Consider the following 19,117-nt stretch of genomic DNA (forward strand, 5'->3'; position numbering starts at 1 on the left):
GTCGCGCCATTCGCGAGCAAGCTCGCTCCCACTGGGTTTTGTGTTGTGACCACGATCCAATGTGGGAGCGAGCTTGCTCGCGAAGAGGCCGGCTAAGACGCTACAAATCTGCTGCCAGCAAATCAATCTGCTCCTGCCGCTCCGCCTGATTCAACTTCGCCTGCGGATTGAGCGACGACCACTGCGGATGCGCGCGCGCCTTGTTCAGCGCTTCCGGCAATTTGCCTTCGCGCCAGGTTTTATCCACAGGTGTGGCCACCTGAATGCTGTCCATCGCCGCATGCCCACGCTGATCCAGCGCCAGCAACAACTGGCGCTGGCGCAACGCCAACAGGCGCAGCACGGCGTCATCCACCGTCAATTCCCGCTGGCCTTTGATCTTGCCGAGCAAACGGCTGCCATAACTGCGCGCCGTTTGCAGTGCGCCACCGGCAATCGCGCCGGCCAGTGCCGCTGCGCCGAGGGTAATCCCGCCGACCAGCAAATCCATGCCAGCCCCGGCCGCTGCACCGGCAGCAATGCCGCCGCCGACGCGCACGCCGAGTTGCTTCAGGGTTTCCGGGTTGAACAGATCATCGCCCCAGCGCCCGTCGAGCAACGGCAAGTCACTGGCCGCCGCGTCCTGCGGGCGAAACGCGTAGAGCTTGAGCAGCGCCTCCACGCACTTCTGCTCACGCTGGCGCACGGCTTTGCGCAGCTCGCTGATCGCCTGCTGCTCCTGCTCGGCTTCGCTGACCACACTGCGCCGGCACGCAGCGCAGTCGATCAGCAATTCGGCAATCAAGCGCGCGGCGCTTTGCTGACGGGCGAGGCGCTGCGCCTGCTGGTCGGCGATCAACCGCTCCAGTTGCGGCCGGGCGTTTTCCAATAGCAGGGCGAGGCTCTCGTACAAGCGCCGCTCGCCATCTTCGGGCGGTGCGACGCTGTCGAAACGTACCAGCGCATGCAGCCCCAACCGCGCCAGCGCTTCGCGCCAATCGGGTTCGCGATGGTTGGCGCTGCTGACGAAATTCAGCACCGGCAGCAGCGGTTTGCCACAACTGGCGAGCACTTCCAGTTCGTCGCGATACTTGGCCAGCACCGGTTCGCGGGCGTCGATCACATACAGACCGGCATCGGAGGCCAGCAGTTGCCGCAGCACCTTGGCTTCCTGTTCGAACCGCTGGCGCGCCTCGCTGCCGTCGAGAAACCGCGCCAGCCGCGCCGGGCCGTCGAGGCGTTCGCCGGGGCGTTCCAGACGTTCGAGAAAATCCAGCAGGGCGATCGCATCTTCCAGCCCCGGCGTGTCGTACAGATCGAGCAACGGCTCGCCATCCACCGACAACCGCGCGCCTTCAACATGTCGGGTGGTGCTCGGCCGGTGCGAGACTTCGCCGAAGCCGACGTCACGGGTCAGCGTGCGCAGCAGCGAGGTCTTGCCGACGTTGGTGTGGCCGACCACCGCCAGTTTCAGCGGGGCCTTGCGTGCATCAGTCATGTCCGCTCTCCAGCCAGTTCATCGGCGCGCAATCGGCGAATGGCAGGTCCAGTTGTTGCAGCGCCGCGTGCCAGTCACCCAGACGTTGCCCGTCCAGCGCTTCGCCAGGCGGCGCTTGCAGCAGCCAGATGCGAGTGGCGCCGGCATTGCGTGCGAGTTCGGCGATCAATGCGAGGCTGCCGCGATCCGGCGAGCGTCGCGGATCGCAGGCGATGGCCAGCCGCGCCGGCGGGAAGCGACTGAGTTGTTCGAGCAGTTTGTGCCGCGATTCGCGACTGTCGAGGATGCCCGCGTTGCTGACGTTTTTCGGCAGCACGGGTGGCCACGGACGCTGTTCGTCCAACTCGATCGCCACCAGCAGCGCGCCTTCACTGGCCAGTTCGCCGACGTTGCTTTCGACGCGATGCAGTTGCGCCGGCTCCGGGTCGTTGACACCAAGGCGCTCGCTGGTCGGCATCAGCCTTTCGCGCAGTTGCGCGTAGCCGGGCAGGTTCAGATCCAGGCGCAGCGCGGCTTTGCCGCGGTTCCAGCGCCACAGGCAGAACAGCGCGAGCAGCAGGCGCGGCAGCACGCCGAAGACCACCAGCACGCCGACCAGCCAGGTCGCCCAGGCCTGTCGTGCGCTTTCAATATCCAGTGCGCCGTCGCCGCTGGCGCGGATCATTTCCTCGGTCGGCACGTTGAAGCCAAGCAGTGACGGCAGATAGCCAAGGGCCTGGGTGACGTGGATGAAAGTATCGGCGCCGAGGATCGTGGTTTCCCAGACAAAGCCGTAGCGCCGCGTGGCCATCAGCGTCAGCAGCAGAATCAGCGCGCTGAGCATCGCCAGCAGCCACAGACCATTGATCAACGCGCCGAGCGCCCAGCGGTTGAGTTTCTTGCGTTGCAGCAGCAACAGCAAGGCCGGCGCCAGTTGCGCGGCTTTGGCGTCGCGAGCGAATTTTTCGCTGAGCCACAGCCACAAGCGCCCGAGGGTGGCGCCGTGTTCGCCAGCGAAAATCAAGCCCAGCGCCCAGCTCAGCAGCAATATCAGATTGATCCCGAGCAGACTGCCCAGCGCCCAGAACACATTCACCGGCGTTTGGCCAAGTGCGGCGAAAGCCAGGCCGGCGCCGCTGAGCATGGCGAAAATCATCAACAGCACCAGCGCCAGGCGCGCGCCTTGCAGCCAGTGCTTGAGGGCGGCGGTGAGCCCGTCACGCTCGGCCAGCCATAGCGCCCGGCGCGCAATGCGGCTCGGCAGATCGCCGCCAGCGGCGCGGGCCAGACGATTGGCTTCCAGATCGTCCAGCGGCCCCGCGTGTTCTTCGCGCAGGCGGATGGTTTCGGTGAGCCAGAGGTTTTGCAGTGGAGTCAGTTCAGTCACGCGGCGTCCCGTCGCTAAATCGAGCGCTGAGCATAACCGCTGTGGCGCTTATCGGGGTAAGCGCGGCTCTGGTATCCTCGCCGCCATGACTAAATCACTGCCCCTCAGCCTGATCGCAGCCCTCGGTGAAAACCGCGTGATCGGCGTCGACAACAGCATGCCCTGGCACCTGCCGGGGGACTTCAAATACTTCAAGGCGACCACGCTCGGCAAGCCGATCATCATGGGTCGCAAGACTTGGGATTCGCTCGGCCGGCCGCTGCCGGGGCGCTTGAACATCGTGGTCAGCCGCCAGTCCGATCTGCAGCTCGAAGGCGCCGAGGTCTATCCGTCGCTGGAAGCCGCCGTGGCCCGCGCCGAGGAATGGGCGAAGGCCCAGGGCGTTGATGAACTGATGCTGATTGGCGGCGCGCAGTTGTATGCGCAGGGACTGGCGCAGGCCGATCGGCTGTACCTGACCCGCGTGGCGCTGAGCCCGGAAGGGGATGCGTGGTTTCCGGAGTTTGATCTGAGCGAATGGAAGCTGGTGTCGGATGTACCGAATCCGGCAGAGGGCGATAAACCTGCATATAGCTTTGAGGTTTGGGAGAAAGCCTAACAGCTTCGCGAGCAGGCTCGCTCCCACAGGGGAACGCATTTCAGTGTGGGAGCGAGCCTGCTCGCGAAGAGGCTCGCTCAGTCGCTGAGAAGCTTAAGCCTGGGCCAACTCTGCGTGCTCATCGGCATCCAGCAGCGCTTTATCCGTCTGCTGCATGACCTGACTGGTAATCGCCCCAGCGGTAATCGAGCCACTCACGTTCAATGCGGTGCGGCCCATATCGATCAGCGGCTCGACCGAAATCAGCAACGCCACCAGTGACACCGGCAGGCCCATCGCCGGCAGCACGATCAGGGCGGCGAACGTCGCGCCGCCACCGACTCCGGCCACGCCGGCCGAACTCAACGTGACAATCGCCACCAGCGTCGCGATCCACAACGGATCCAGCGGGTTGATGCCGACAGTTGGCGCGACCATCACGGCCAACATCGCCGGGTACAGGCCGGCACACCCGTTCTGGCCGATGGTCGCACCGAACGAGGCAGCGAAACTGGCGACTGACGACGGAATGCCCAGGCGACGGGTCTGCGCTTCGATGCTCAACGGAATGGTCGCTGCGCTGGAGCGGCTGGTGAAGGCGAAGGTCAGCACCGGCCAGATCTTGCGGAAGAAGCGCAGCGGGTTGATCCCGGCGGCCGACACCAGCACGCCGTGCACGACGAACATCAGGCCCAGGCCGATATACGAGACCACGACGAAACTGCCCAGCTTGATGATGTCCTGCAGGTTGGAACCGGCGACCACTTTGGTCATCAGCGCCAGCACACCGTACGGGGTCAGCTTCATCACCAGACGCACCAGACGCATCACCCAGGCTTGCAGAGTGTCGATGGCGTTGATCACTTTCTGACCTTTCACGACGTCGTCCTTGAGCAGTTGCAGCGCGGCAACCCCGAGGAACGCGGCGAAGATCACCACACTGATGATCGAGGTCGGCTTGGCCCGGGCCAGGTCGGCGAACGGATTCTGCGGAATGAACGACAGCAGCAATTGCGGCACATTCAGGTCGGCGACCTTGCCGGCGTAGTCGTTCTGAATGGTTTGCAGGCGCGCCATTTCCTGGGTGCCGGCAACCAGACCTTCAGCGCTGAGGCCGAACAGGTTGGTCAGGCCGATGCCGACCAACGCCGCGATGGCGGTGGTGAACAGCAGCGTGCCGATGGTGAGGAAACTGATCTTGCCCAGCGACGAGGCATTGTGCAGACGGGCCACGGCGCTGAGGATCGAAGCAAACACCAGCGGGATCACGATCATTTGCAGCAACTGCACGTAACCGTTGCCGACCAGATCGAACCAGCCGATCGAGGCTTTCAGCACCGGGTTGCCGGCACCGTAAATCGTGTGCAGCGCGACGCCGAACGCCACGCCGAGGACCAGTGCGAGCAGGACTTTTTTCGCCAGGCTCCAGGTGGTGTGGCGGGTCTGCGCCAGACCGAAGAGCAGGGCGAGGAACACCAGCAGGTTGAGAATCAGCGGTAGATTCATGAGGACTCCAGTAGAGACTGTGCCAACAGCCATCCGGGGCTGCTGTGAACCGGAAAGCCTAACAGCTTGATTTGCAATGATTTAATACCGAAATGGCAGGGCGTCCGTCGTTTTTGGAATAAGCGCTTGTCGCTGTCGGCAATGCAACTGACGCGCAGGGGACGTCAGCGGTCGCTGACAGGCGAGAGTTGTCACACTGATTTGTTAGCGTCGAACTCTTTGCATCGGGGAGTAGCGCTATGAGAATTGCACGCACGTTGTTGGCTGTAGCACTGGCGGCTGGCCTCGCCGGCCAGGCATTGGCCACGGACCTCAAGCATTGGCCGGCAGATCAGGCCAAGGCGCTGGACGCGATGATCGCTGCCAACGCCAACAAGGGTAATTACGCGGTGTTCGACATGGACAACACCAGTTACCGCTACGACCTCGAAGAATCCTTGCTGCCGTTCATGGAAAACAAGGGCCTTATTACCCGCGACAAGCTCGACCCCTCGCTGAAACTGATGCCCTTCAAGGACACCGCCGAGCACAAGGAAAGCCTGTTCAGTTATTACTACCGGCTCTGCGAAGTCGACGACATGGTCTGCTACCCGTGGGTGGCGCAGGTGTTCTCTGGCTTCACCCTCAAGGAACTCAAGGGCTACGTTGACGAGTTGATGGCTTCGGGCAAACCGGTGCCGGCGACGTATTACGAAGGCGATGTGGTGAAGAAGCTCGACGTCAATCCGCCGAAGATCTTCACTGGCCAGCAGGAGCTGTACAACAAGCTGATGGAGAACGGTATCGAGGTCTACGTGATGACCGCCGCTTCAGAGGAACTGGTACGCATGGTCGCGGCGGATCCCAAGTACGGCTACAACGTCAAACCGCAGAACGTCATTGGCGTTTCACTGCTGCTCAAGGATCAGAAGACCGGCGAGCTGACCACTGCGCGCAAACAGATCACTGCTGGCAAATATGACGAGAAGGCCAACCTCGGCCTAGAGCTGACGCCGTACCTGTGGACCCCGGCAACGTGGATGGCCGGCAAGCACGCGGCGATCCTGACCTATATCGATGAATGGAAAAAACCGGTACTGGTCGGTGGCGATACCCCGACCAGCGACGGCTACATGCTGTTCCATGATGTCGACGTAGCCAAGGGCGGCATTCACTTGTGGATCAACCGCAAGGACAAGTACCTGACGCAAATCAACGGCATGATGGCCAAACACGCGGCGGCACAGGCCAAGGAAGGCTTGCCGGTGACAGCGGACAAGAACTGGGTGATCGTCAAGCCGGAAGAAATTCAATAAAAGCAGCTGCAAGCTGCAAGCTACAAGCTACAAGCGGCAAGAAAAAGCAACTTGGCTCTTGCTTGAAGCTTGCAGCTTGCAGCTCGCAGCTGTTTTTATATCCCGTCGAGCATCGCTTTGTTGCGCACCGCGCCCTTGTCGGCACTGGTCGCCAGCAGGGCGTAGGCCTTGAGCGCGGTGGTTACTTTGCGTGGGCGCACCTCGACCGGTTTCCAGCCTTTCTTGTCCTGCTCGGCGCGGCGTGCCGCCAGTTCTTCGTCGCTGACCAACAGGTTGATCGAGCGGTTCGGAATGTCGATCAGCACCTTGTCGCCATCCTGCACCAGACCGATCGCGCCACCGGCCGCAGCCTCTGGCGAAGCGTGGCCGATCGACAGGCCGGAAGTGCCGCCGGAGAAACGCCCGTCGGTGAGCAGCGCGCAGGCTTTGCCCAGACCTTTGGATTTCAGGTAGGACGTCGGGTAGAGCATTTCCTGCATGCCCGGGCCGCCTTTCGGGCCTTCGTAGCGAATGATGACGATGTCGCCTTCCTTCACTTCGTCAGCGAGGATGCCGCGCACGGCGCTGTCCTGGCTTTCGAAAATCTTCGCGTTGCCTTCGAAGACATGGATCGACTCATCAACCCCGGCGGTTTTCACCACGCAGCCGTCCTGCGCGATGTTGCCGTACAGCACGGCGAGGCCGCCTTCTTTCGAATAGGCGTGCTCGAAGCTGCGGATGCAGCCGTTTTCACGGTCGTCGTCGAGGGTTTCCCAACGGGTCGACTGGCTGAACGCGGTCTGGGTCGGAATGCCCGCCGGACCTGCCTTGAAGAAGTGATGCACGGCTTCGTCGCTGGTCTGGGTGATGTCCCACTTGGCGATGGCTTCTTCCATGCTGCGGCTGTGCACGGTCGGCAGGTCGGTGTGCAGCAGGCCGCCACGGGCCAGCGAACCGAGGATGCTGAAAATGCCGCCGGCGCGGTGCACGTCTTCCATATGGTACTTCTGGATGTTCGGTGCGACTTTGCACAGCTGCGGCACGCTGCGCGAGAGACGGTCGATGTCGCGCAGGTCGAAATCGATCTCGGCTTCCTGGGCAGCTGCGAGCAAGTGCAGGATGGTGTTGGTCGAACCGCCCATGGCGATGTCGAGCATCATCGCGTTCTCGAACGCCTTGAAGTTGGCGATGTTGCGCGGCAGCACGGAGTCATCGTTCTCGCCGTAGTAACGCTTGCACAGCTCGACGATGGTGCGACCGGCCTGGAGGAACAGCTGTTCGCGGTCGCTGTGGGTCGCCAGAGTCGAACCGTTGCCCGGCAAGGCCAGACCCAGTGCTTCGGTCAGGCAGTTCATCGAGTTGGCGGTGAACATGCCGGAGCACGAACCGCAGGTCGGGCAGGCGCTACGCTCGTACTCGGCGACTTTCTCGTCAGAAGCGCTGGAGTCGGCGGCGATCACCATGGCGTCGACGAGGTCGAGGCCGTGGGAGGCGAGTTTGGTCTTGCCGGCTTCCATCGGGCCACCGGAAACGAAGATCACCGGGATGTTCAGGCGCAGCGCGGCCATCAGCATGCCCGGGGTGATCTTGTCGCAGTTGGAAATGCACACGATGGCGTCGGCGCAGTGGGCGTTGACCATGTACTCGACGGAGTCGGCGATGATCTCGCGACTCGGCAGCGAATACAGCATGCCGTCGTGGCCCATGGCAATGCCGTCATCGACAGCAATGGTGTTGAATTCCTTGGCCACGCCACCGGCGCGTTCGATTTCGCGGGCGACCAGTTGACCCAGGTCCTTCAGGTGCACATGCCCCGGGACGAACTGGGTGAACGAGTTGGCGATGGCAATGATCGGCTTCTTGAAGTCGTCATCTTTCATGCCGGTGGCGCGCCACAGTGCGCGGGCGCCGGCCATGTTGCGGCCGTGGGTGGATGTTTTCGAGCGGTAATCTGGCATGGAGCACTCCGGGCGGCTAATCACGTACTAAAGGGGAGTGAGCTTCTGTTGACCTCTGAAACACCCGAAAAATGGCCGTGTGTCCGGAAGCTGCCGATGACGTTGCGGGATCGCCGCTGGTCTCAGCCTGAGCTCATAAACCCGCCGGGGATGAATGGCGATGAATGAGGCGATTCTACACCGCTGGCGTCGCGAGGGAATGGCGCAAAGCGTTGTTCCCACGCTGAAGAGGCACGCGGGATGACGACTGGCAGGATCAGTGGTCGCCTCCCGGCATCACCGGATTGCTGCGCAGGTTGCTGACGCGACGGCCAATCACGCTGTTGAGCAACAGCGATACGCCGCTCAGCACCACGAAGCCGTAACCCAGCGTCGCTTGCAGGTTGGCCGGGCCGAGGCTGATCAAGGCGCTGACCAGCCCGCCACAGATAAAGATGATGGTGCTGCCGGCGGACGCCGATGCGCCGGCATTTTCGGCGAACAGGCTCATGGCGCGGGAGGTGGCCGGTGGTCGTGAAATGGTCGTGCCCACCGTGCAGATCAGCATCGGAATCAGCACCGTCGCCGCTGACAGATCATGATTGGCTGCCAGATAGAGCATCACCAGCCCCGAGAGCAGGATCAGACTCAGCCCGGTAAAAATCTGCTGTTGCGCATTGATATGCCGATTCAGCACGCTGGCGAACAGGCCGCCAAAGACATAGGCGGCGCCGTAGATCAGCAGGATCAAAGCGAAATCGTAAGGTGCCATCTGCAGCTGCTCCATGAAGATCAGCGGGGAAATGACAATGAAGGAAAAGTGGCAGGCGAAAGCGAAGGCGGAAATCAGCCAGCAGCCGACGAATTCGAAATTGCTCAGCACCAATCTGTAGGGCTTTATGAAACCCACGTGTTGCCCATTCTGAACGGGCCGGCTGTTATCGAGCAGCCGCCACGTCTTCACCAGAACCACGGCGGCCAGGGCGATGAACACCCAGAAGCTGCCGCGCCAGCCGAGCGTGGCCTGCAGAAACGTGCCCGCCAATGGTGATACCGAGATGAAGATGCCCGTGGCGGTGACCATCAGGATCCGCAGGCGATCACGCTCGTTGCCTTCGAACAGATCCTGCACCAGTGCCTGGGACAGCACGAAGCAACCGCATCCCAGCGCCTGCATCACCCGGAAAATCAGGAACAGCGTGTAGTCATTGCTCAGCACGCAGCCCAGTGCGCCGAGCAGCGACACGCTCATGCCGGCAAGCAGCAGACCTTTGCGCCCGATCACATCGGACAACGGGCCGATCAACAACTGGGCAAATGCGATGCCCACGGCAAACAGACTGATCGACAGCGCGATGTCGTTTGACGATCGGCCAAAGTGGGCTGCCAATGCCGGAAAGGAAGGCAGCAGCACATCCAGCGGAAACACGCCAAGCAGGATCATCGCCAGCAGCAGGCTGATTGCTCCGCGCTGTTGTCGGCGGGTGGTTGCACGGCTGTGTTTATCCATCGATCAATCCTGCTTTGGCGAAGAGTGTCTGGTTATGGGGCAATGCAAAGAAGCCGGCCTTGTGCAGGGCCTCCACAGTAGGTTTGCAGCCAGCGCGTGCACGAGCGCGGTTGGCCTGCACCGTTACCGTGCTGCCGACAATCTCCATCACGTCGATCTCGGCAATACCGGCCGAACGCAGGCTTTGTTGCAGCCAGCTTTCATCTGCTTCGAAGAAGATGGAAATGATCTCCACGAGGGTCTTGCTGGCGAACAGGCGCTGACGACTGTTCATCGCAATCCAGAAGTAATGGAAGGCTTCGGCGAAATAACGGCTGTGCCGCGCTTCGTCGGCAAGGTGATCACGCAGCATGTCGTTCACGCTGGACACCAGCGTGTCGCGGCAGACCTCCAGCAACTCGCGGGCAATGATCGTTTCCGAGACAAATCCCAGCAGGAACCACGCCAGTGCACGGTTTTTCTCCGGCGTGCGCGCGATCAAAGCGTTCATGCGGCTGATCCGTCTCGGAATGACCGGACGCCGGGTGATGCTGTAATACGCAGCGATCTGCTCGGCAATCTGGTTGGAAAACAGCGCGTGGTAGCCCTCGTCGGTATACAGCTGAAGTGCTGCATGCTTCATCGGCAGCGGTATGTAGATGGGCAGTTCGCGGTGCGCGATGACTTCCACCGCGCGGTTGACGATGCGGTGTTCGAGCAGGGTGGTGTAGTCGAGGAAATACACCAGATGATTGGCGGTGAGGCGGTGCAGGGTTTCGCGACCCTTGGCCTGGATGGCCGGATGCGCCAGATAGGGCACAAAGGCCGGGGGGAACCAGTAGCGGGTCTGCAGTTGCTGCTCGACATCACTTGGTAACCGATAGTCATGGGTACTGCTGCGTACCGACGCACGGCTCTCCCAGTCTGGAAGCGTGAATTTCAGCGACCATGACACCGGGGCTTCGCTCTCATCCATCGCCGTGGGAATCATGACTGTGCTCCGCTGAGCAGATCACGCATTTCTTGGCACATGGCCTGGCCATCGCTTTCGCCGCAACCGACAAAGAACAGCGGTTGCTCGGCGCTGCCCGCGATGCCGAGCAGGTTTTCAACCTGTGCATCGGCAAATGCGCCGGTCAGCCAGGTGTTCAGCCCCAGCGTCGTTGCTACCAGTTGAAAGGTTTGCGAGAGATGACCGGCCTCGATGAATGCCATGCGATAGGCGCGCGAATGTTCGTACTTCCACCAGAGACGGTCAAACCTGGCGGTGATGAACACGCCCAGCGGCAGGTTGTTGATGAAGTGCTGGCCGCCGAGCAATTGGCCCAGTTCCGGATCGGGCAGCGCATTGATCCGACTCAAAGCATGTTCGGCAGGGTGGTAGGCGTAGATGCCGGGTTCCAGCCCGCTGACATTTTGCGCCAGGACAAATCCCTCACAGGCGTTCAATCCGCCGCCGGACGGGCAGCTCCGGCGGGCCTCGAGACCCGGCGCGACCGGATCGGCGTGGGCATCTTCGCGCGGGGGAAGATAGCCAAGGGTCAGATAGAGCAGAGTGCCGACCTCGTTCAGTGTCACCGCGGCACCGGTGTAGGAACGACAGGTTTTGCGCCTCATCAGGGCCTGAGTCAGGCTGTCATCATTAATGGCGCCCGGTACGGGCAGGGTAATCAGGGGCTGCACTGATCGCGGCGCCGGGGTGTCTGCAGGTTCCGGCTTCGCCAGCACTTCGCTGCAGTGCGCCAGATATTGCCTGGACCACTCGTGAATATTCCGAGGCGTATGTGCGCAAGGTATATTTTGTGTGCCGATGTGATAGATCTTCGATAGTTCGTCCCAGCCCCAATCCAGGCTGTCTATTTTTGAAGTTGTTAAAATGCCTGCGTCCAGAAGTTGTCTGTCTATTATGTTGTTCGGGTCAAATAGATCTGTGTTGTGTATAAGACTGGCGAGGCGGTGGGAGTATTCAAGATCAAGTTCGTGTTGAGTATGGTTCTTGTAGTTCCAGACTACTTGTCCGGGCGGGCGCGGCAATATAAAAAGAAAAGGATTGATATACATGGGTTCAGATCACTCAGGAAAAGTCTGATGGACGCCAGAGTGCCGGCACTCTCCGGCGTCCAGGCTTACTTAGCGGCCGGTGGCTGCAACCAGAAAGGCCAGGTTGGCGAGTTTGTCTGTTTCGAGATAAATGGTTTTCATGATGTGAACTCCTTGTTCGTTGGTAGTTGAGTCGCTTCGTTGCGACAACTTCATATTAGTTTGTAATCGAATATTGGCAAGCGGATATTAAGTAGGAATATTCCAGTAATTTTGTCGGAGTGATCTTTTGCAAGCGGCTTACTGTGTAGGTTTAATTTCCATGATTGACAGGCGTGACGAAACTTCCTGCAAGGCAGCGAGAAAGAAGTTGTAGGAAGAGGGCAGGGCACTCATGTCGAGTGTGAAAGAACGGGGGGAGGGCGCGCAAAAAAAACGGGGAGCTCAGTGGCTCCCCGGTGTTCAAGCGCAATCAGCTGTTGGGCAGCAGACGGCAGGTGATGCTTTTGATGTAGCGGGTTTCAGCGATGGCCGGATGCACCGGATGATCGGGTCCCTGACCGCCACGTTCGAGCATCTGGATGTTGCGGTCCAGATGACGGGCGCTGGTCAGCAGGATGTTCTGCAGATCGTCTTCCGGCAGGTGCATGGAGCACGAAGCACTGACCAGAATGCCGTCCTTGGTCAGCAGGCGCATGGCTTGCTCGTTGAGACGACGGTAGGCGCCTTCGCCGTTCTTCATGTCTTTCTTGCGTTTGATGAAGGCCGGCGGATCAGCAACGATCACGTCGAAGCGCTCTTCGCTGGCTTTCAGTTCCTTCAGCGCTTCAAAGACGTCGCCTTCGATGCAGGTCATCTTGTCAGCGAAGCCGTTCAGCGCGGCGTTGCGCTCGACACCGTCGAGGGCGAATGCAGAGGCGTCGACGCAGAACACTTCGCTGGCGCCGAACGCAGCGGCCTGCACGCCCCAGCCACCGATGTAGCTATAGAGATCAAGTACGCGTTTGCCCTTGGCGTAAGGTGCCAGGCGCGCGCGGTTCATACGGTGATCGTAGAACCAGCCGGTTTTCTGCCCTTGGATGACCGGCGCTTCGAACTTCACACCGTTCTCTTCCAGCGCGACCCACTCCGGTACCAGACCGAATACGGTTTCGACGTAGCGGTTGAGGCCTTCGGCGTCGCGGGCGGCGGAGTCGTTCTTGAACAGAATGCCGCTCGGCTTGAGCACCTGGGTCAGCGCGGCGATCACGTCGTCTTTATGCGCTTCCATGGTCGCCGAGGCGATCTGCACCACAAGGATGTCGCCGAAACGATCGACCACCAGACCCGGCAAGAGGTCGGAGTCGCCGTAGACCAGACGATAGAACGGCTTGTCGAACAGACGCTCGCGCAACGACAGCGCGACGTTCAGGCGATGCACCAGCAGCGACTTGTCGAGGGCCAGTTTGATGTCGCGCGACAGCAGGCGCGCGCAGATCAGGTTGTTCGGGCTCATGGCGACGATGCCCAACGGCTTGCCGCCAGCGGCTTCGAGCACCGCCTGATCGCCGGCCTTGAAGCCGTGCAGAGGCGTGGCGGCCACGTCGATTTCGTTGCTGTAGACCCACAAGTGGCCGTTGCGCAGGCGACGGTCGGCGTTGGCTTTGAGGCGCAGGCTAGGCAGGGACATGACGTCGCTCCGGAAAAAAGAGCGGGAGTATAGCGTGTTGACGCGTGCTCCGGTCTGGCCTGCGATGAAAAGCGGATGGCCCCTTCGCGAGCAGGCTCGCTCCCACACTTGGAATGCATTCACCTGTGGGAGCGAGCCTGCTCGCGAAAGCGATTTCAGCTCTTATGCAGCCAGTGCGTCAATCAGGGCCTGACTGAACGCCGGCACATCATCCGGCTGGCGGCTGCTGATCAGGTTGCCGTCCTTGACCACTTCCTGGTCGACCCAGTTGACCCCGGCATTGACCAGATCGTCCTTGACCGTTTTGTAGCTGGTCATGGTCTTGCCATTGACCAGTCCCGCCGAGATCAGCAACCAGCTGCCGTGGCAGATCACGGCAATCGGCTTGCCCGCCGAAGCGGCAGTCTTGACCAGATGCTGAGCATCCTGATCGATACGGATGGTGTCGGAATTTTGCACACCACCCGGCAGCAGCACGGCATCGTATTGATCGACGCTCACAGCCTGGAAAGTGTTGGTGACGGGGAAGTCGTCGGCCGGTTTGTCATGGTTCCAGCCTTTGACGGTGCCGGCCTCGGCCGAGAGGATATCGACCTGCACGCCGGCCTGCTCGAGGGCATCCTTGGGGCCGGTCATTTCGACCTGTTCGAAACCATCGGTAACCAAAATAGCGACGCGTTTGCCATTGAGGGAAGTTGCCATCGGTAAGCTCCTGAGTCTGTGGAGATTTTGCCTTCGCAGCGAACCGTTGAGGTCCGATGCGCCCTACAGATTCCGAAGCCTGGGCACAGATGAAAGTTCCGGCGATGTGCCCATCGGTGTGTCGCCCTGCGGTTTCAGCGGTTAGAATCGCCGCCTGCCCCGGAGTGTGTACTTATGTCCCAAGAGCTGACCACCGAACAGATTCAACAATCGCTGCAAGGCATCAGTGTGCCGGCGCAACCGCAGATCATGGTGGATCTGCAAATGGAGCAGTACATGCCCGACCCGGATCTGGAGGTGATCGCCAAACTGATCTCCCAGGACCCCGGTCTGTCCGGCGCGCTGCTGAAAATCGTCAACTCGCCGTATTACGGCTTGAGCAACAAGATCACCTCGATCCAGCGTGCGGTGAACCTGTTGGGCAGCCGCTCGATCATCAACCTGATCAACGCGCAGTCGATCAAGGGCGAGATGAACGATGACACCATCGTCACCCTCAATCGTTTCTGGGACACCGCGCAGGATGTGGCGATGACCTGCCTGACCCTGGCCAAGCGCATCGGCACCCAGGCCGGTGACGAAGCCTATGCGTTAGGCCTGTTCCACGATTGCGGGGTGCCATTGATGCTGCAACGTTTCCCCAATTACATGACCGTGCTGGAAGAGGCCTACGCCAGCGCCAGCCCGGAATGCCGCGTGGTCGATACGGAAAACCGTGTGTTCAACACCAACCACGCCGTGGTCGGTTACTACACGGCCAAGTCCTGGCGCCTGCCGGAGCATGTCAGCGCCGCCATCGCCAACCACCACAACGCGCTGGCGATTTTCAGCGACGAGTCGTCGAAGAACAGCCAACTGAAAAACTTGCTGGCGATTCTGAAAATGGCCGAGCACATCTGCGCCTCTTATCGCGTGCTGGGCAACCAGAGCGAGGATTTCGAGTGGAGCGCGGTCGGCCCGCTGGTGCTCGATTACGTCGGTCTGTCGGACTACGACTTCGAAACACTCAAACAAACGATTCGCGACCTCGGCGCGCATTGATCCGAGGACAACATGCCTGAACTGCCGGAAGTCGAAACCACCCGTCGCGGGATCGCCCCGCACCTGGAAGGCCAGCGGGTCAGCCGGGTCATCGTCCGCGACCGGCGCCTGCGCTGGCCGATCCCCGAAGACCTCGATGTGCGCCTGTCCGGGCAGCGCATCGTGCTGGTAGAGCGGCGCGCCAAATACCTGTTGATCAACGCCGAGATCGGCACGCTGATCAGCCATTTGGGCATGTCCGGCAATCTGCGTCTGGTCGAGGCCGGGTTGCCGGCGTTGAAACACGAGCACGTCGATATCGAACTGGAATCGGGTCTGGCCCTGCGCTACACCGACCCGCGACGCTTCGGTGCGATGCTGTGGAGCAACGACCCGCTCAATCACGAACTGCTGATTCGCCTCGGGCCGGAGCCGCTGACCGATCTGTTTGATGGCGAGCGCCTGTTCCAGCTGTCACGCGGGCGCTCGATGGCGGTCAAGCCGTTCATCATGGACAACGCGGTGGTGGTCGGGGTCGGCAATATCTACGCGACCGAAGCGCTGTTCGCCGCCGGCATCGACCCGCGCCGCGAAGCCGGGGGTATTTCCCGAGGGCGCTATCTGAAACTGGCGATCGAGATCAAACGCATCCTTGCTGCCGCCATCGAGCGTGGCGGCACGACGTTGCGCGATTTCATTGGCGGAGACGGTCAGCCGGGCTATTTCCAGCAGGAACTGTTTGTCTACGGTCGCGGTGGTCAGCACTGCAAGGTCTGCGGTAGCGGCCTGCGGGAAGTGAAGCTGGGCCAGCGCGCCAGCGTGTTTTGCCCGCGCTGCCAGACCTGAAAAAATCCTTCGGTCTATAGTGAGAAGTCTCACTGCTCAGCCCGAAGGATCGTGCCATGAAAGTCCTGCAAGTCTTCTTCGTCACGCTGCTGTTGTGTTCCAGCCTGGCTGTTCAGGCCTCGGAAACCGGCAGCGGTGACCCGCGATACAACATCCAGAATCCCCCGGCCTACGCCATGCTTGGCGACCTGCTGATTGCCCGACCTTTGCTGGTGGTGGCCACGGTGATCGGTGCGGGAGCGTTTGTGGTGTCGTTGCCGTTTACCGCACTGGGCGGCGGTGTTGGCGATGCCGGTCAGGCGCTGGTGGTTGACCCGGCGAAAGCGGCGTTTGTGCGGTGTCTGGGGTGTACAGGGGAGGGATTTGAGCAGCGCGAGTGAGCTGATCGGGTTTCAGTGGTGTGGCTGATGGCCCATTCGCGAGCAGGCTCGCTCCCACAGGGGAATGCATTGCCAATGTGGGAGCGAGCCTGCTCGCGAAGAGGGCGGTACAGGCGCTGAAGTGATCAGGCCTTGCCGGTGATCTTGCGGTACTTTTCCATCAACTGTTCTTCAGTCTCCGGATGGGCTTCGTCCAGTGGAATGCAATCCACCGGGCAGACCTGCTGGCACTGCGGTTCGTCGTAGTGGCCGACGCACTGGGTGCACAGGTTCGGGTCGATCACGTAGATCTCTTCGCCTTGGGAAATGGCGGCGTTCGGGCACTCGGGTTCGCAGACGTCGCAGTTGATGCAATCGTCGGTGATGATCAGGGACATGCTAACTCCAGCCGGGGCGGCAGGCCCGGGCGCTATAAATCAATGCGCGCAATTGTGCCGCATTGGCGAGCGCAGTGCACGCGGGGGCGATCAAGGGCACGAGACTGCAATCTTTAAAAGCAAAGATCGCAGCCTGCGGCAGCTCCTACTTTTTAAAGCGCAGGGTCAGCGCGTCGGCCACGGCCGGGTGGACGAACTTGCTGATATCGCCGCCCAGCGCGGCAATCTCCCGCACCAGCGTCGAGGAAATGAACGAATAACGCTCCGACGGCGTGAGAAACAGGCTCTCCACATCCGGCGCCAGTTGGCGGTTCATGTTGGCCAGCTGGAATTCGTATTCGAAGTCCGACACCGCACGCAGACCACGCAGGAACACATTGGCGTTCTGCTCTTTGGCGAAATGCGCGAGCAGCGTCGAGAAACCGACCACTTCCACGTTCGGCAGGTGTTTGGTGACCTCGCGAGCCAGTTCGACCCGTTGTTCCAGCGGGAACAGCGGGTTCTTTTTCGGGCTGGCGGCGACCGCAATGATCACGTGATCGAACAGGCGCGAGGCGCGTTCGACCAGATCGCCATGGCCCTTGGTAATAGGGTCGAAGGTACCTGGGTACAACACTCGGTTCATCGCGTCGTCCTGGCGGGAGTCCGTTGGGGAGTCGGATGGTATCGCAGCCTTCCCGGTCGGCCAAGTCGCCTGTTGGGTAAGAAAGCACTATAGACGATAGGAATATTCCGCTTTTTCATGGATTTTTCAGTCGGTCAGCCAAGGCTGTCGCCATTTGCGCGGTCAGGCCATACACCGACAGCTGGGGGTTGGCGCCGATGCTGGTGGGAAAAAGCGAGCCGTCGTGAATCGACAGATTGCGCAGTTGATGATGGCGACCGAGGCTGTCGGCAACCGCGCTTTGCGGATCTTCACCCATCGCACAACCACCCATCACATGGGCGCTACCGAGTCGCGTGCGGTACAGCTCCAGGCTCAATCCATCGATCATTGAGCGCGCCTCGGCCAGGGTCTTCACATAGCGGCCGTCGGCGTGCATCGGCATCACCGATTGCGCGCCGCCGGCGAACTGGATTTCGGCCATGACGTGAAAGGCCCGGCGCAAACCGTCCCATGCGTATTGCGAAACCTGATAGTCGAGCACCGGCGAGCCATCACCGCGCAGCTCCACCGAGCCACCGCTGCTGTCCGGGTGGAAGCCATCGCGCAGCAGCGCCAGCATTGCGTGGGTGTGCGGCAGGTCGGCCATATGCCGGGCGTTTTCCTGGCCGAAACCACCCAGCAGCGTGGCGGCCAGCGCCGGGTGCAGTGGTGGCACTTCGAGTTTGAAAGCCATCGGCCCGGTGGTGCCGTCCTTCCACTGAAAATGGTCGGAATAAATCGACTGCGGCGCGCCGTAAAACGGATTGACCACCTCGGCAAAACGCGCGGCGGACATGTTCACCGGGTGCAGAAAGGTGCGCTTGCCCACGCGCTCATGCGGATCCGGCACGTCGGAGCGCAGCAACAGCGCCGGGCTGTTGATGCCGCCGCCGGCCAGCACGTAATGCCGCGCCTTGACGCTGATGCTGCGCCCGGTCGGCTCGACGCAGCGCTCGTCCATCGCCACGCAATGCAGGCCGGTGACCTTGTCGCCACTGATCAGCAGTTTCTCCACCCGCGCCAGATACAGCAGCTCGCCGCCCTTTTCCAGCGTCGCCGGGATGGTCGTGACCATCATCGATTGCTTGGCGTTGCTCGGGCAGCCCATGCCGCAATAGCCGAGATTCCAGCAACCGCGAACGTTGCGCGGGATCACGTGCCAGCTGTAGCCGAGTTGCTCGCAGCCTTTGCGGATCACATCGTTGTTGGCATTGGGCGGCACCATCCACGGGGCAACGCCGAGGCGCTGCTCCATTTTTTCGAACCACGGCGCCATCTCTGCCGGACTATGGCCTGTGACGTTGTGTTCGCTGGCCCAGTGTTCGAGGGTCGGCTCGGGTGTGCGGAAGCTCGAGGTCCAGTTGATCAGCGTCGTGCCGCCGACCGCGCGGCCCTGCAGGATAGTGATCGCGCCGTCCTTGCTCATGCGCCCAATGCCTTCCTGGTAGAGGCTGCTGTAGGCCTCGTCTTCGAGCAGTTTGAAATCCGAACTGGTCTTCAGCGGGCCTTCTTCGATCAGCAGGACTTTGTAGCCGGCCGCGCTGAGGATCTCCGCCGTGGTGCCGCCGCCGGCGCCACTGCCGATGATCGCCACGTCGGCTTCGAGGATGAGGTCGTCGCTCAGTTGCGCGCCGTTGTAGGTTTTCCAGCCTCGGGCGAGGCCTTCACGGAAGGGATCGGGTACGGGCATCGGTCAGGTTCTCTTTATTATTCTGGATGCGGGTGTGTGGCGGCTGGCCCCTTCGCGAGCAGGCTCGCTCCCACATTCTGAGATGTAATTTCCTGTGGGAGCGAGCCTGCTCGCGAAGGCC

Annotated in this window: 17 protein-coding genes; 5 read left to right on the forward strand and 12 right to left on the reverse strand. The window is 61.2% G+C overall.

Annotated elements, in window-relative coordinates; translation table 11 throughout:
• Positions 1 to 100: 100 nt before the first annotated feature.
• Both AC0IXA_RS15170 and AC0IXA_RS15175 read right to left on the reverse strand, forming a co-directional pair.
• Positions 101 to 1,477: a GTPase/DUF3482 domain-containing protein gene (locus AC0IXA_RS15170; protein ID WP_471813739.1), complete on the reverse strand. Its 1,377-nt coding sequence runs from the start codon at positions 1,475 to 1,477 to the stop codon at positions 101 to 103.
• Complete coding sequence (locus AC0IXA_RS15175) at positions 1,470 to 2,843, reverse strand: DUF2868 domain-containing protein (RefSeq protein WP_471813741.1); 1,374 nt, start codon at positions 2,841 to 2,843, stop codon at positions 1,470 to 1,472. Before AC0IXA_RS15175 ends, AC0IXA_RS15170 begins: the two co-directional genes overlap by 8 nt.
• A gap of 85 nt (positions 2,844 to 2,928) precedes the next feature.
• On the opposite strand from AC0IXA_RS15175, the gene AC0IXA_RS15180 reads away from it, so the two are divergent.
• Complete coding sequence (locus AC0IXA_RS15180; protein ID WP_471813743.1) at positions 2,929 to 3,441, forward strand: dihydrofolate reductase; 513 nt, start codon at positions 2,929 to 2,931, stop codon at positions 3,439 to 3,441.
• 93 nt (positions 3,442 to 3,534) lie between these two features.
• Here AC0IXA_RS15180 and AC0IXA_RS15185 read toward each other — a convergent pair whose 3' ends face one another.
• The gene (locus AC0IXA_RS15185; protein ID WP_341638117.1) at positions 3,535 to 4,926 is read right to left on the reverse strand and encodes an L-cystine transporter; all 1,392 of its coding nucleotides are present in this window, start codon (positions 4,924 to 4,926) and stop codon (positions 3,535 to 3,537) included.
• 239 nt (positions 4,927 to 5,165) lie between these two features.
• Between AC0IXA_RS15185 and AC0IXA_RS15190 the strand changes: the two genes are divergently transcribed.
• Positions 5,166 to 6,221: an HAD family hydrolase gene (locus AC0IXA_RS15190; RefSeq protein ID WP_130911248.1), complete on the forward strand. Its 1,056-nt coding sequence runs from the start codon at positions 5,166 to 5,168 to the stop codon at positions 6,219 to 6,221.
• 95 nt (positions 6,222 to 6,316) lie between these two features.
• Here the strand turns inward: AC0IXA_RS15190 and ilvD are convergent, their stop codons facing one another.
• The 6 genes from ilvD to AC0IXA_RS15220 form a co-directional block, all read right to left on the reverse strand.
• A complete protein-coding gene (gene ilvD / locus AC0IXA_RS15195; RefSeq protein ID WP_016772696.1) occupies positions 6,317 to 8,158 on the reverse strand; it encodes a dihydroxy-acid dehydratase in 1,842 nt (613 codons plus the stop codon).
• A gap of 256 nt (positions 8,159 to 8,414) precedes the next feature.
• Positions 8,415 to 9,647: an MFS transporter gene (locus tag AC0IXA_RS15200; protein ID WP_341638116.1), complete on the reverse strand. Its 1,233-nt coding sequence runs from the start codon at positions 9,645 to 9,647 to the stop codon at positions 8,415 to 8,417.
• Complete coding sequence (locus AC0IXA_RS15205; protein ID WP_133335876.1) at positions 9,640 to 10,617, reverse strand: diiron oxygenase; 978 nt, start codon at positions 10,615 to 10,617, stop codon at positions 9,640 to 9,642. The genes AC0IXA_RS15200 and AC0IXA_RS15205 overlap by 8 nt, the downstream gene beginning before the upstream one ends.
• Positions 10,614 to 11,687: a SagB family peptide dehydrogenase gene (locus AC0IXA_RS15210; protein WP_341638115.1), complete on the reverse strand. Its 1,074-nt coding sequence runs from the start codon at positions 11,685 to 11,687 to the stop codon at positions 10,614 to 10,616. Before AC0IXA_RS15210 ends, AC0IXA_RS15205 begins: the two co-directional genes overlap by 4 nt.
• Positions 11,688 to 12,138: 451 nt before the next feature.
• Complete coding sequence (locus tag AC0IXA_RS15215; protein WP_016772700.1) at positions 12,139 to 13,335, reverse strand: class I SAM-dependent rRNA methyltransferase; 1,197 nt, start codon at positions 13,333 to 13,335, stop codon at positions 12,139 to 12,141.
• 162 nt (positions 13,336 to 13,497) lie between these two features.
• On the reverse strand, positions 13,498 to 14,037 hold the full coding sequence (locus AC0IXA_RS15220; RefSeq protein ID WP_071172203.1) for a type 1 glutamine amidotransferase domain-containing protein: 540 nt from the start codon (positions 14,035 to 14,037) through the stop codon (positions 13,498 to 13,500).
• A gap of 228 nt (positions 14,038 to 14,265) precedes the next feature.
• Between AC0IXA_RS15220 and AC0IXA_RS15225 the strand changes: the two genes are divergently transcribed.
• The 3 genes from AC0IXA_RS15225 to AC0IXA_RS15235 are packed head-to-tail and all read left to right on the forward strand — an operon-like array spanning position 14,266 to position 16,283.
• Positions 14,266 to 15,078, forward strand: a complete 813-nt coding sequence (locus tag AC0IXA_RS15225) for an HDOD domain-containing protein (protein ID WP_160769650.1) — start codon at positions 14,266 to 14,268, stop codon at positions 15,076 to 15,078.
• Positions 15,079 to 15,090: 12 nt separating this feature from the next.
• Positions 15,091 to 15,903, forward strand: a complete 813-nt coding sequence (gene mutM / locus AC0IXA_RS15230; RefSeq protein WP_122698599.1) for a bifunctional DNA-formamidopyrimidine glycosylase/DNA-(apurinic or apyrimidinic site) lyase — start codon at positions 15,091 to 15,093, stop codon at positions 15,901 to 15,903.
• A gap of 56 nt (positions 15,904 to 15,959) precedes the next feature.
• Positions 15,960 to 16,283, forward strand: a complete 324-nt coding sequence (locus AC0IXA_RS15235; RefSeq protein ID WP_471813746.1) for a multidrug transporter — start codon at positions 15,960 to 15,962, stop codon at positions 16,281 to 16,283.
• A 125-nt stretch (positions 16,284 to 16,408) separates the two neighbouring features.
• On the opposite strand, the gene AC0IXA_RS15240 is transcribed toward AC0IXA_RS15235, so the two are convergent.
• The 3 genes from AC0IXA_RS15240 to AC0IXA_RS15250 form a co-directional block, all read right to left on the reverse strand.
• A complete protein-coding gene (locus tag AC0IXA_RS15240; RefSeq protein ID WP_003195146.1) occupies positions 16,409 to 16,660 on the reverse strand; it encodes a YfhL family 4Fe-4S dicluster ferredoxin in 252 nt (83 codons plus the stop codon).
• A 145-nt stretch (positions 16,661 to 16,805) separates the two neighbouring features.
• On the reverse strand, positions 16,806 to 17,285 hold the full coding sequence (gene coaD, locus AC0IXA_RS15245) for a pantetheine-phosphate adenylyltransferase (RefSeq protein ID WP_003229157.1): 480 nt from the start codon (positions 17,283 to 17,285) through the stop codon (positions 16,806 to 16,808).
• A gap of 115 nt (positions 17,286 to 17,400) precedes the next feature.
• Positions 17,401 to 18,996 carry a GMC family oxidoreductase gene (locus AC0IXA_RS15250; RefSeq protein WP_471813749.1) on the reverse strand — a complete coding sequence of 532 codons (1,596 nt, stop codon included), beginning with the start codon at positions 18,994 to 18,996 and terminating at the stop codon, positions 17,401 to 17,403.
• Positions 18,997 to 19,117 lie beyond the last annotated feature (121 nt).

Source organism: Pseudomonas sp. AC083, assembly GCF_979253165.1.

Excerpts from the sequence above, each read along its gene's own strand:
- AC0IXA_RS15170 (WP_471813739.1), bottom strand. The coding sequence starts at position 1,477 with ATGACTGATGCACGCAAGGCCCCGCTGAAACTGGCGGTGGTCGGCCAC.
- AC0IXA_RS15180 (WP_471813743.1), top strand. The coding sequence starts at position 2,929 with ATGACTAAATCACTGCCCCTCAGCCTGATCGCAGCCCTCGGTGAAAAC.
- AC0IXA_RS15185 (WP_341638117.1), bottom strand. The coding sequence starts at position 4,926 with ATGAATCTACCGCTGATTCTCAACCTGCTGGTGTTCCTCGCCCTGCTC.
- AC0IXA_RS15190 (WP_130911248.1), top strand. The coding sequence starts at position 5,166 with ATGAGAATTGCACGCACGTTGTTGGCTGTAGCACTGGCGGCTGGCCTC.
- ilvD (WP_016772696.1), bottom strand. The coding sequence starts at position 8,158 with ATGCCAGATTACCGCTCGAAAACATCCACCCACGGCCGCAACATGGCC.
- AC0IXA_RS15200 (WP_341638116.1), bottom strand. The coding sequence starts at position 9,647 with ATGGATAAACACAGCCGTGCAACCACCCGCCGACAACAGCGCGGAGCA.
- AC0IXA_RS15205 (WP_133335876.1), bottom strand. The coding sequence starts at position 10,617 with ATGATTCCCACGGCGATGGATGAGAGCGAAGCCCCGGTGTCATGGTCG.
- AC0IXA_RS15210 (WP_341638115.1), bottom strand. The coding sequence starts at position 11,687 with ATGTATATCAATCCTTTTCTTTTTATATTGCCGCGCCCGCCCGGACAA.
- AC0IXA_RS15215 (WP_016772700.1), bottom strand. The coding sequence starts at position 13,335 with ATGTCCCTGCCTAGCCTGCGCCTCAAAGCCAACGCCGACCGTCGCCTG.
- AC0IXA_RS15220 (WP_071172203.1), bottom strand. The coding sequence starts at position 14,037 with ATGGCAACTTCCCTCAATGGCAAACGCGTCGCTATTTTGGTTACCGAT.
- mutM (WP_122698599.1), top strand. The coding sequence starts at position 15,091 with ATGCCTGAACTGCCGGAAGTCGAAACCACCCGTCGCGGGATCGCCCCG.
- AC0IXA_RS15235 (WP_471813746.1), top strand. The coding sequence starts at position 15,960 with ATGAAAGTCCTGCAAGTCTTCTTCGTCACGCTGCTGTTGTGTTCCAGC.
- AC0IXA_RS15240 (WP_003195146.1), bottom strand. The coding sequence starts at position 16,660 with ATGTCCCTGATCATCACCGACGATTGCATCAACTGCGACGTCTGCGAA.
- coaD (WP_003229157.1), bottom strand. The coding sequence starts at position 17,285 with ATGAACCGAGTGTTGTACCCAGGTACCTTCGACCCTATTACCAAGGGC.
- AC0IXA_RS15250 (WP_471813749.1), bottom strand. The coding sequence starts at position 18,996 with ATGCCCGTACCCGATCCCTTCCGTGAAGGCCTCGCCCGAGGCTGGAAA.